The organism is Pseudomonas sp. GW821-FHT04C07 (assembly GCF_059420325.1).
Window position 1 is genome coordinate 323,819 of sequence record NZ_JBWKTM010000001.1, and the last position, 12,031, is coordinate 335,849.

At 58.2% G+C, this 12,031-nt stretch carries 11 protein-coding genes; 6 read left to right on the forward strand and 5 right to left on the reverse strand.

The window, feature by feature from the left end:
* Positions 1 to 176: 176 nt before the first annotated feature.
* The 4 genes from AC07UI_RS01500 to argE form a co-directional block, all read right to left on the reverse strand.
* Positions 177 to 815, reverse strand: a complete 639-nt coding sequence (locus AC07UI_RS01500; protein ID WP_494990795.1) for a peroxiredoxin — start codon at positions 813 to 815, stop codon at positions 177 to 179.
* Between the two features lie 155 nt (positions 816 to 970).
* Positions 971 to 2,299, reverse strand: coding sequence for an OprD family porin (locus AC07UI_RS01505; RefSeq protein WP_494990796.1), 1,329 nt, complete (start codon positions 2,297 to 2,299; stop codon positions 971 to 973).
* Between the two features lie 555 nt (positions 2,300 to 2,854).
* Positions 2,855 to 4,153, reverse strand: a complete 1,299-nt coding sequence (gene argA / locus AC07UI_RS01510) for an amino-acid N-acetyltransferase (protein ID WP_494990797.1) — start codon at positions 4,151 to 4,153, stop codon at positions 2,855 to 2,857.
* Positions 4,154 to 4,313: 160 nt separating this feature from the next.
* Positions 4,314 to 5,462 (reverse strand): acetylornithine deacetylase, encoded by a 1,149-nt coding sequence (argE, locus tag AC07UI_RS01515; RefSeq protein WP_494990798.1) that lies wholly within the window; start codon positions 5,460 to 5,462, stop codon positions 4,314 to 4,316.
* 157 nt (positions 5,463 to 5,619) lie between these two features.
* Between argE and AC07UI_RS01520 the strand changes: the two genes are divergently transcribed.
* On the forward strand, positions 5,620 to 6,987 hold the full coding sequence (locus tag AC07UI_RS01520) for a CYTH domain-containing protein (protein WP_494990799.1): 1,368 nt from the start codon (positions 5,620 to 5,622) through the stop codon (positions 6,985 to 6,987).
* A 120-nt stretch (positions 6,988 to 7,107) separates the two neighbouring features.
* On the opposite strand, the gene AC07UI_RS01525 is transcribed toward AC07UI_RS01520, so the two are convergent.
* On the reverse strand, positions 7,108 to 7,572 hold the full coding sequence (locus AC07UI_RS01525) for an Lrp/AsnC family transcriptional regulator (protein WP_494990800.1): 465 nt from the start codon (positions 7,570 to 7,572) through the stop codon (positions 7,108 to 7,110).
* A 126-nt stretch (positions 7,573 to 7,698) separates the two neighbouring features.
* Here AC07UI_RS01525 and AC07UI_RS01530 point away from each other — a divergent pair, with 126 nt between their 5' ends.
* The 5 genes from AC07UI_RS01530 to AC07UI_RS01550 all read left to right on the forward strand — a co-directional run bounded on the left by AC07UI_RS01530 (position 7,699) and on the right by AC07UI_RS01550 (position 11,868).
* Entirely contained in the window at positions 7,699 to 8,037 is a 339-nt protein-coding gene (locus AC07UI_RS01530) for an ACT-like domain-containing protein (RefSeq protein ID WP_494990801.1), read from the forward strand.
* Between the two features lie 140 nt (positions 8,038 to 8,177).
* The gene (gene tfpB / locus AC07UI_RS01535) at positions 8,178 to 9,959 is read left to right on the forward strand and encodes a type IV pilus assembly ATPase TfpB (protein WP_494990802.1); all 1,782 of its coding nucleotides are present in this window, start codon (positions 8,178 to 8,180) and stop codon (positions 9,957 to 9,959) included.
* Positions 9,960 to 10,100: 141 nt separating this feature from the next.
* Positions 10,101 to 11,021 (forward strand): SPFH domain-containing protein, encoded by a 921-nt coding sequence (locus tag AC07UI_RS01540; RefSeq protein WP_494990803.1) that lies wholly within the window; start codon positions 10,101 to 10,103, stop codon positions 11,019 to 11,021.
* A 10-nt stretch (positions 11,022 to 11,031) separates the two neighbouring features.
* Entirely contained in the window at positions 11,032 to 11,481 is a 450-nt protein-coding gene (locus AC07UI_RS01545; RefSeq protein WP_494990804.1) for an NfeD family protein, read from the forward strand.
* 69 nt (positions 11,482 to 11,550) lie between these two features.
* Positions 11,551 to 11,868 (forward strand): DUF2388 domain-containing protein, encoded by a 318-nt coding sequence (locus AC07UI_RS01550; protein ID WP_494990805.1) that lies wholly within the window; start codon positions 11,551 to 11,553, stop codon positions 11,866 to 11,868.
* The last annotated feature ends 163 nt before the right edge of the window (positions 11,869 to 12,031 follow it).

Genomic DNA, 12,031 nt, shown 5'->3' on the forward strand with positions numbered 1-12,031 from the left:
CCTGAAACCCTTGCTTGTGAACCTTGAGATTTGCCGCGACTGTCAGTCCGCCATCGCGAGCAAGCCCGCTCCCACATTAAATCTGTGGTGAATATGGAAAGTGCGTCTGACCCCGATCAAGTGTGGGAGCGGGCTTGCTCGCGATGCGATTTCAGCCGCGCAGAAAGTGGTGAGCCTTATCGATTAGGCTGCGGCGTCAGTCGCAGATACGGTTTCACCGCGCGGTAGCCTTTCGGGAAGCGTTTTTTGATCTCGTCCTCATCCTTGAGCGATGGCACGATTACCACTTCATCACCGTCCTGCCAATTGGCCGGCGTGGCCACTTTGTAGTTGTCGGTGAGCTGCAGCGAATCGATCACCCGCAAAATCTCATTGAAATTACGCCCGGTGCTGGCCGGATAGGTAATGGTCAGGCGCACCTTTTTGTTCGGGTCGATGACGAACAGCGAACGCACGGTCAGGGTGTCGTTGGCATTGGGATGGATCAGGTCGTAGAGGTCGCAGACCTTGCGATCAGCGTCGGCGAGGATTGGGAAGTTGACGAGGGTGTTCTGGGTTTCGTTGATGTCTTCGATCCACTTGTGGTGCGAGTCCACCGGGTCGACTGACAGGGCAATCGCCTTGACGCCGCGCTTGGCGAATTCGTCGTTCAGCCTGGCGGTGAAACCGAGCTCCGTGGTGCACACCGGGGTGAAGTCCGCTGGATGGGAAAACAGCACGCCCCAGCTGTCACCCAGCCACTGGTGAAAACGAATCGTGCCGGCGCTGGAGTCCTGTTCAAAATCGGGGGCGATGTCGCCAAGTCTGAGGCTCATGATGCTGCTCCATTGCGTGCGTGATGAGCCTACTTTGCTTGCCTGCGATGAAAATTAAAAAGAATAAAAATAATTAAACTTATACCCGTTAGGAATATTAAAAAAAATACAAAAAAAAGGTCTCGCCATTAGGCGAGACCTTTTTCTGAAGCCGATTACATGAAGCTGTAGGTGTAGTTGAAGATCAGACGGGTCTGGTCCTGGGCGTCCATACCCGAGGCGTTGCCACGGTAAGTGCCATGTCGCAAGGTCGTGCCGAAGCCTTTGAGGGCGCCCTGCTGGATGGTGTAATCCACACGCATGTCGGTTTCCCACTCGGACTCGTCACTGCCAACGCCGTTCTTGGCTTTGATGTTGTCGCCATGCAAGTAGGCAATCGAGGTTTTCAAGCCTGGAACACCCAGCTTGGCGAAGTCATAGGAGTACTGACCGAAGGTAGTGTTTTCACCGGCACGGGCAAACTGGCCGACCATGGAGTCAGTGAACAGGTAGAAGCTCGCGCCACCGGCACCTTCATTAACACCGTTGCCATTGACCACGTTACCCTGGTTCAACCAGACGAAGCCGCCGCTATCGTTGACGCGCTGATGACCCAACAGGAAGGCGTTACCGCCCAGGGTGTAGGTGAACATGGCGCTCCAGGTCTTGTTATCGACCTCGCCCGGGGTCTTGGCGAAACCACCGTTGTTGTTGAACTGAAAGCCCGAATCGCCGTTCTTGCCGTCGGACCTGCTGTCGAAATAGCGAACATCCGTCTTGAAGGACTGGTCGGTACCGATCGGCAGGACGTGCACCAGGCCCAGGAAGTTCTGCTTGTAGTAGTCTTTCAGGTTCGAGTAGTAGTACTGCAAGGTAAGGTCTTGGGTGACTTTCCAGTCAGCGCCGCCATAGAGGAACTTGTTGCTGGCCTCGGTACCGCCCGCGACCGCCAGTCCAGTGGCGTTACTCGAGGCACGACCCGTTGCGTGTTCGAGCTGACCTGCGTTAAAGGTCACACCGTCGATTTCCTTGGAGGTGATGGTGCCACCTTCAAAGGTCTGGGGCAGCAGACGACTGTCGTTTGCTACCAGGATCGGCAGGTTCGGTGCCAGAGCACCACCCACGTGTGCCTCGGTCTTGGAGTAACGCGCTTTGACGTTCCCGGCCAGACGGCTCCATTCGTGCACTGCGGAGCCATCGCTATCGCTTGGCACGAACGTATTGCTGTCCGGGTGATGACCTCTACCGCCATCCAGATGGATGCCAACCAGCGCTTGGGCATCAAAGCCAAAGCCAACAGTACCTTGGGTGAATCCGGACAGATAATCGAATTTGAAACCCTGAGCCGCCTCGCGTTGGTCAGCTTTACCGGCGCGATTGTCATTGTCGAAATACATGGTCCGGGAACTGACGCTCGCCTTGCTGTCTTCGATGAAACCCGCGGCGCCTGCCTGCTGCGCCAAAACCCCTACGGCCACAGCCAGGGCTAAGGTGGACTTATTCATGTTTCGCTCCTCTACGTTTCTAATTTTTTGTGCACTTTGGTCCAGGGTCTAGCGCCCCGTTTGCCACAGATGCTCGATTAGTGCAAGACCGTGACTGATAAGTCAATCGTAAGCAGTCGCGTCTACGACCTTGGTCTAATCGCAGTGTTTGATCCGTTCAGGTTAATGAATTTCTCATAAGCCCAAAAAGAATTGTTTATTCATTTTTCATACGATTCGGGAATATAGCTCAACCCGCCTCAACCGAACCGGATGCAGAGGTATCGGCCTACGAGCTAATTCCTAAATGGTATTTTCAACCGCTTATTTAGACCAATTCGGGCTCGCGTATTCTTCATACGTCAATCACGATCAAATAGGCGACGCTATCATGGCCAAACGTGCATCTTCCCGTCAAATTGTTACAGTTTGTATATCGATGTTATTTTTTACCGCCCGTCCGGTAAACACTGCAACGGGCAGCAAAAACGGCGGAGCTGATCGGCGCATTCCCCTGTAAGAACAGGCGCAACCTGCGATCTGTCAGTGCCCGGAGCGAAGTCTAAGCTCATCAGGTTACAGAGTCTTTTCGAAAATCTTGGAATTACGCTGATAGTTGTACAGCGAGGCCCGTGCCGAGGGCAGGCGCTCGACACTGCTTGGCACAAAGCCGCGCTCGCGGAACCAGTGCGCGGTACGTGTAGTCAGCACGAACAAGGTTTTCAGCCCCTGAGCCCGAGCGCGGGTTTCGATCCGTTCCAGCAATTCATCACCGCGACCACCATGGCGGTATTCCGGGTTCACCGCCAGGCAAGCCAGTTCCCCCGCATCCGAATCGGCAATCTGATACAGCGCTGCACACGCGATAATCATCCCTTCGCGCTCGACCACGCTGAACTGCTCGATCTCGCGTTCCAGCACTTCACGGGAACGGCGAACCAGAATGCCCTGCTCTTCCAGCGGACTGATCAGATCCAGCAGACCGCCGACGTCTTCAATGGCCGCTTCACGCACCAACTCGAATTGCTCTTGCGCGACCAGCGTACCGCCACCGTCACGGGTGAAGAGTTCGGTCAGCAACGCGCCGTCTTCAGCGTAGCTGACAATATGGCTACGGCCCACGCCGCCACGACAGGCTTCAGCCGCCGCATCCAGTAATTCAGCCTGATAGTTGCCGCCCAGGCGTTGCAAATGCGCCGGCACCTGCTGCGGACGCAGCTCGCGCACCAACCTGCCGTTTTCATCGATCAGGCCAGGATCGGCACCGAACAGCAGCAGTTTATCGGCGCCCAGGTCGATGGCGGCGCGGGTAGCGACGTCTTCGCAGGCCAGGTTGAAGATTTCCCCGGTCGGCGAATAACCCAAAGGCGAAAGCAGAACGATTGAACGCTCATCCAGCAGACGGTTGATGCCCTTGCGGTCTACCCGACGCACTTCGCCAGTGTGGTGAAAGTCGACACCTTCAAGCACGCCGATCGGCCGGGCAGTCACCAGATTGCCGCCCGCCACCCGCAGGCGCGAGCCCTGCATCGGCGAAGCGGCCAAGTCCATGGACAGGCGCGCTTCAATGGCGATCCGCAGCTGGCCGACCGCATCGATGACGCACTCCAGAGTCGCCGCATCGGTGATGCGCAGGCCATGATGGTAATGCGGGGTCAGGCCTCGGGCAGCGAGACGGGTTTCAATTTGCGGACGCGAACCATGAACCAGTACCAGCCGTACCCCCAGGCTGTGCAACAACACCAGGTCGTGGACGATATTGCCGAAGTTCGGATGCTCGACCCCATCGCCGGGCAGCATGACGACAAAGGTGCAATCGCGGTGGGCGTTGATGTACGGAGAAGCGTGACGAAGCCAATTGACGTATTCGGGCATAAAACCAGCGCCTGTAATAAAAAGCAGCCGAAAAAGGGACGAAACAGAAAACGCACAGCGGGCTGTTGGTTATCGTCGGAACAGGCTTGGCGACACGCGAGCTCTCCTTATAGATACGGCCTTGATCATCGGCGATTTACTGGGTGGCCGGTGCGGACCACTAAGCCGGGATCAGGCAATAATGTTCGATCAATTGACGTAGTAGATGCACGGTAGGCTGCAAGCGTGACATTTCGAGGTATTCCCCAGGTTGGTGAGCGCAGGCAATGTCGCCCGGGCCGAGCACCAGCGTCTCGCAGCCAAGGCGCTGAAGATAAGGTGCTTCGGTGCCAAACGCTACTGCTTCGGCGAGATGGCCCGTGAGTCTTTCCGCGACCCGGACCAATTCGCAATCTTCAGCCTGCTCGAAAGGCGGCACTTCGGGGAATAACGGCGCGTAATCAATCTTCACCTTATGCCACTCGGCTATCGGCTCAAGCTTCTGCCGGATCGCTGCGCGCAAGACACTCGGGTCCATGCCTGGCAAGGGCCGCAGGTCGAACTCCAGCGAGCACTGGCCGCAAATCCGGTTCGGGTTGTCACCGCCGTGGATGCAACCAAAATTCAGGGTCGGCTGCGGCACGCTGAACTGCGGATTGCGGTACTCGCGCTGCCAAAGCAGTCGCAGCCCTCTCAATTCGCCGATGGCGTCATGCATGGCTTCGAGGGCGCTGTGGCCCAGGCTCGGGTCTGATGAATGGCCACTTTGTCCGAGAATATCGATGCGCTCCATCATCACGCCTTTGTGCAGACGAATCGGTTTGAGCCCGGTCGGCTCGCCGATCACTGCTGCTCGCCCAAGCGGTCGACCGGCTGCAGCCAGCGCACGGGCGCCAGCCATGGAGCTTTCTTCGTCGCAGGTGGCGAGGATCAGCAATGGTTGCTTGAACGGCTTGTCCAGCAGCGGCAGCACTGCTTCGATGGCCAGCGCAAAAAAGCCCTTCATGTCGCAACTGCCCAGGCCAACCCAGCGACCGTCGACTTCGGTCAGTTTCAGCGGATCGGTCTGCCACAGCGCGCCGTCGAACGGCACCGTGTCGCTGTGCCCGGCCAGCACCAGGCCGCCGGGGCCGCTGCCAAAACTGGCGAGCAGATTGAACTTGCCGGGGCTGACCTGCTGAATGTCGCAGGCAAAACCCAGATCGCCGAGCCAGGTCGCCAACAGGTCGATCACCGCGCGATTGGATTGATCCAGACTCGGCTGGGTACAACTGACCGACGGCGCGGCGATCAGCGCAGCAAATTGATCTTTCATGGATGGCAAAGACATGCGCTGACTCCTGACTCCCTAGAAGAACCTCATCATAGAACCATCCGCGTCATGGAATAAACCGCCGCGGCACGTCGAGTCGACGAGTCCTGTACACTGCTCGGCCTTGGCAGCCACACATTCCCCGGCTGCGCTCCCGATCCTGGATTTTCCGGCCATGCAGAAAGAAACCGAAATCAAACTCCGCGTCAGCCGCGAAACCCTCGCTGCCCTGCGCGAGCATCCGTTACTGAAAAAACGCAACAAAAGTGGCTGGGAACGCCGTGAACTGATGAACCAGTACTTCGACACGCCGGAGCGTGACCTGGCCCGTGCCAAGGTTGCCCTGCGCCTGCGTCGTGATGGCGAAGAAGTGATCCAGACCCTCAAGACCCGTGGTCAAAGCATCGCCGGCCTGTCCGAGCGTAACGAGTACGACTGGCACCTGCCAAAAGCCAAGCTCGACGTGAAAAAACTCGACGGCGAATGCTGGCCTGAGCAACTGGCCGAGCTGGACAAAAAGACCCTCAAGCCAATCTTCACCACCGATTTCGTCCGCGAACGCGCCGAAATCGCCTGGGGCCGTGGCAAGACCAAAGTGGTCATCGAAGCCGCGCTGGACCTGGGCCACGTCATCGCTGGCAAGCAGAAAGAAGAAATCTGCGAACTGGAACTGGAACTGCGCGAAGGCGAACCGGCTGCCCTGCTGGAACTGGCTGCCGAACTGGCCGCCACTCTGGCCCTGATGCCGTGCGATATCAGCAAGGCCGAGCGTGGCTATCGCCTGTTCGACGCCAACAGCTATTCGTTGAGCCTGCCCCCTGCGCAACTGTCCGCTGAACTGCCGCTGGACGACGCGTTCGCTGCATTGAGCTGGCACTTGCTGAGCAGCAGCCAGCGCCTGGCCGAGCAATACCGCTTCAATGGCCACTGGCGTCTGCTGCAGGATTGGGTAGAAAACCTCGCCGAATTGCGCGCGCTGATAGGTAGCCTCGGCCAGGCCGCACCGCGTCAATCGACCCACGACCTGCGGGCCTCGCTCGATGCGTTGCTGGAAGACTGGCGCCCGCTGGTGCAAGCCGGTCAGGAGGACGAAGACGTGCGCAAAGCCGCACCGGAGCAATTCGCTGAAGAACTGGAAGACGTTCGCTGGGGCCTGTTCTCGCTGAACGCCTCGCGCTGGTTGCTGGCCCGCACCTGGGCCGCCGACCGCAACACCCGGGGCAATCGCCAGGGTGCTGCGCAACTGGGCAACTGGTTGCCGCGCCTGCTGGCCGAAGAAGCCGTCGCCCTGCAACTGCCGCGTTATCAGCAACAGCCGGAAGACCTGGCCGAGCAATTGCCGCGTATCGAACGCATCCAGGCCTGGCTGCACCTGGCTCGTGGCGTGCTGGAAATCCCGGAAACGGATCGCCTCTACGGTGAGCTGAAACAGTTGCAGCAACTGGCCAATGAGCCCATCACCGATGAAGCGCTCGATGCCCGCAAGCAGCAGGCGATTGCCGTGTTCCAGAACCGTGCCTGGAAGACTCTTCTGCGTATGTGATGATCGTTCCCACGCGCAGCAAAGGAATGCACCCGTGACGCTCTGCGTCACATCAAAAAGCGGACGCAGAGCGTCCGGTGCAGCATTCCCACGCGGGAGCGTGGGAACGATCTCGCCCCCCTATACCGGCAAACTCGTCGTGGACTTGATTTCGGACAAGGCCACGATCGAGTTGACCTCCTGAATCCCCGGCACCATCGACAGTTTCTCGAAAAAGAAGCGCTCGTACGCCTCGATATCCGCCGTCACGATGCGCAGCAAAAAGTCCACTGCCCCCATCAACACATAGCACTCCAATACTTCCGGAAAGCCACGAATCGCCTCGGTAAATTCGGTGAAGTTGGAACGACCGTGGGCGTTGAGCTTGACCTCGGCAAAAATCTGCGTGTTGAGACCGATCTTCTTGCGATCAAGCAAAGTCACTTGCCCTCGAATCACGCCCTCCTCCTTGAGTCGCTGAATCCGTCGCCAGCACGGCGACTGCGACAGCCCGACCCGTTCGGCAATCTGTGCACTTGAAAGCGAAGCGTCCTCCTGGAGCAATGCCAAAATCCGTCGGTCATAAGCGTCCAGTTCGCTATGCATAAAAAAACCCTCAAAGTAAATAAAAGCGAAATACTTAATTCAATTTATGACCAATCAACCCAATCATAGATAAGAAATACCCCGAACCGCATGTAAAAATTTCTCCGGTTATTTTGGAGAACGACCATGCCCCCTCTCGAAGCTGTCAGCACCGCCCCAAGCCGCGCCGATGTCTGGAACGTCAGTAACGCCCATTGCCGCGTGCACTATCAGCTGCTCGCTGAAGCCGAACCGGATCTGCTGTGCCGGGTGCTCAATCATTTCGCCTTGCAGTTTCTGGTTCCGCAGCAGGTCAACGTATTGCAACAGAACGACTTGCTATCGATTGATGTGGTGCTCGACGGGTTGAGCTGGCACCGCGCCCAAGTGATCGCAGAAAAATTGCGTAACTTGATCAGCGTTTGCTCGGTGGATCTGCAACCCGCTGATTCTTCATGGGTTCATCCCGCACAGGCGGCCAGCTAGGAGCAGTCAGCAAAAGCTCGCAATGCTTGGTTAGGCAACGGCCAAACGGACGGCTCATCCGGGGACTATTCTTGGCGATCTGTGATCAGAGGCGCACACCTCTAAACCGCTAATTGCAAGATCGTTCAAAAGGAGCCCGCATGTCCGTTCCCCTCCTAGCTCAGGACCGCTGGCTGGATCTCAACGATCTGCTGCGTGAGCTGGTCGCTCAGGGCTTTCTCAGCCAGGACTCGGCCGAACACGCATTGACCACCCGACGCAATACCGCCCACAACCAGCTCCACCCGCTGGAGTTCCTCGCCAGCCAACACCTGGGCGACTTCAGCCGACCTGGTAAACGGCTTGACCTGGAAAGCCTCACCTTGTGGCTTGCACAGCAGGCCGATCAGCCTTATTTGCGCATCGACCCGCTGAAGATAAACGTCGCGAGCATTACCCCGCTGATGTCCTATGCCTTCGCCCAACGCCACAAGATTCTTGCTGTTTCGATCGATCGCGATGCAGTAACCGTGGCCAGCGCGCAGCCCTACGTCAACGCCTGGGAGGCCGATCTGACCCACGTCTTGAAGCTGCCGATCAAACGCGTGGTGGCCAACCCGGCGGACATCCAGCGCTTTACCGTGGAGTTTTATCGGTTGGCCAAGTCAGTCAGCGGCGCCAACAATTCTGATCAAAAAATGAACACCCTGGGCAACTTCGAACAGTTGCTCAACCTCGGCGCCAGTGATCAGGAGCCCGATGCCAACGACGCGCACATCGTCAACATCGTCGACTGGCTGTTCCAGTACGCCTTCCAGCAACGCGCCAGTGATATCCACATCGAACCCCGTCGCGAGCAAGGCACCGTACGCTTTCGCATCGACGGCGTGCTGCACAACGTCTATCAATTCCCACCGCAAGTGACCATGGCCATCGTCAGCCGCCTGAAAAGCCTGGGCCGAATGAATGTTGCAGAAAAACGTAAACCCCAGGACGGTCGAGTCAAGACCAAGACCCCGGAGGGCGGTGAGGTCGAGTTGCGGCTGTCGACGCTACCCACGGCCTTTGGCGAAAAGATGGTCATGCGGATTTTCGATCCCGAAGTACTGCTCAAGGACTTCGACCAGCTGGGTTTCTCCACCGAAGACCTGCGCCGCTGGCAAGACATGACCCGCCAGCCCAACGGCATCATCCTGGTCACCGGCCCCACCGGTTCGGGTAAAACCACCACGCTCTACACCACGCTGAAAAAACTGGCGACGCCCGAGGTCAACCTCTGCACCATCGAAGACCCGATCGAGATGGTCGAACCGGCGTTCAACCAGATGCAGGTTCAGCACAACATCGACCTGACCTTTGCCAGCGGCGTGCGGGCACTGATGCGGCAAGATCCGGACATCATCATGATCGGCGAAATCCGCGATCTGGAGACCGCCGAAATGGCGATCCAGGCGGCACTCACCGGGCATTTGGTTCTGTCGACGCTGCATACCAACGACGCACCCAGCGCCATGAGCCGCTTATTGGAGCTCGGTGTGCCGCATTACCTGATCAAAGCCACCGTGCTCGGGGTCATGGCCCAGCGTCTGGTTCGCACCCTTTGCCCGCACTGCAAAGCGCCGCTGAGCCTGGGTGAGGACGATTGGCAAACCCTGACCAAACCCTGGCAAGCGCCATTGCCGACCAATGCCCAACAGGCCATCGGATGCCTGGAATGCCGCAACACCGGTTACCGGGGGCGCGCCGGGGTCTACGAAATCATGTTACTGAGCGACAACGTCAAAGCACTGATCAGCCCTGACACCGATCTGCTGGCCGTGCGTCACCAAGCGTTCAAGGAAGGCATGCGCAGCCTGCGCCTGTCCGGTGCGCAGAAAGTTGCCGCTGGGTTGACCACGATTGAGGAAGTCTTGCGTGTGACACCGCAGAGTGAGCAGAAATAACCGACGCATCGCCAAACCGAAATGAACCCTTTTATGTCTCCTGATGATGCAAGCAGCCCTAATCGACTCTTATGCTCGCCCCACGCCGCTACACTCTGCTCATTGCGACCTCATTGATCAAAATGTGAACAGGGAGATGGTATGCAGATTGGTAACGTGCTTTTACTCTTCGTCGGCCTGGCCATCGCCATTGTGTTCATGGGCGTCAAGGTGGTTCCGCAGGGCTATCAGTGGACGGTCGAGCGCTTCGGCCGCTACACCAATACCTTGAAACCGGGACTGAACATCATCATTCCGATCATGGACCGCATCGGCCGCAAGATGAACGTGATGGAAAGCGTGCTGGACATCCCGCCGCAGGAAGTCATCACCTCCGACAACGCTACCGTGCAAATCGATGCCGTGTGCTTCTTCCAGGTGGTCAACACGGCCCAGGCAGCCTACGAGGTGAACAATCTCGAGCATGCCATCCGCAACCTGTTGCAGACCAACATCCGTACCGTCCTCGGCTCGATGGAGCTGGACGCGATGCTCAGCCAGCGAGACGCCATCAACGAGAAACTGCTGCGTACCGTCGACGAAGCCACGGCGCCGTGGGGCATCAAGATCACCCGGATCGAGATCAAGGACATCAGCCCGCCCGCGGACCTGATGGCGGCCATGTCCGGGCAGATGAAAGCCGAGCGGATCAAGCGCGCCCAAATCCTCGAAGCCGAAGGTCTGAGGGCGTCGGCGATTCTGACGGCGGAAGGTAAAAAGCAGGCACAGATCCTCGAAGCCGAAGGTGCCCGTCAGGCAGCGTTCCTCGAATCCGAAGCCCGCGAGCGGCAAGCCGAAGCCGAAGCCCGTGCCACTCAGGTGGTTTCCGAAGCAATCGCTACCGGTAACGTGCAGGCGATCAACTACTTCGTCGCGCAAAAGTATATCGATGCGCTGGGCAAACTGGCGTCGGCCAACAACAGCAAAGTCGTTCTGATGCCGCTGGAAGCCAGCCAGGTGATCGGTGCGGTCGGCGGCATCGGCGAAATCGTCAAAGCCACGTTCGACAGTAAAAAAGCCTGAGGCGCGACCTATGTGGGCATTCCTGCAGTATGTGTCGTTCTGGGACTGGCTGGCGTTGGGCACCATTCTGTTGATTTTCGAAGTGTTCGGCGCTGGCGGTTATTTACTCTGGGTTGGCATCGCCGCTGCCGCAGTCGGCGTGTTGACCTTCTTGATTCCAGACCTGTCGTGGGAAGTGCAATTGCTGTTGTTCGGCCTGCTATCGGTGCTGACGGTGTTGTATTGGTGGAGACGCCAGCGCAGTGCCGTCAGAGCCAGTGATCAGCCAACCCTCAATCTTCGTGCTCAAGAGCTGATAGGTAAAACCTTCGTGGTGCATGAAGCGATTGTCGGGGGGCGAGGCAAGATCAAGGTCGCCGACGGCTTCTGGATGGCCAAAGGACCGGACGCGCCAGTCGGCACCCGTGTTCGGGTGATCGGGCAGGAAGGGGTCATCATTGAGGTGGAACGCATCGATTGATGGGTCACGGAACTCCGTTGGGCTATCGAGTATCAAACGCCTCAGATAACCCAGTCGGAGTCACCCACCATGCGTTTCAAATTAGCCGTCGCCACCTTGGCCCTGCTGTCCCTTCCTGTCTGTTCGGCAATGGCCGACGACTTCTTGCGGGATGTCATTTCCTCAGGTGCGACCACCGCCTCCACCTACCTGACGTTCAAGGACCACAAGCTGATCGTCGCCGCCCAGGATGACGCCGGCAGCTTCGTCGCCAGCGACGGCGGTATTCGCGGCCCGTATCTGGAAGCCGCGATGCGCAAGGTCCGCGCCGACAACCCAGGCTTGCAGGCCACCGATATGGAACTGGCCAACGCGATTCTGGCGAAGAATGCGGTTGCCCAAGAGTGATCCACTGCTGCGCTGAGTAAAAAATGCCGCTCCCTGGAGCGGCATTTTTTTGCCCGAAACCCTGTAGGAGCATGGCTTGCCGGCGATGGCGTCCTTGAGATCGCCATCGTCGGAACGCCGCCCGGACCAATCGAGCGTCGACCGGCTGCGACTACAGAGGAAG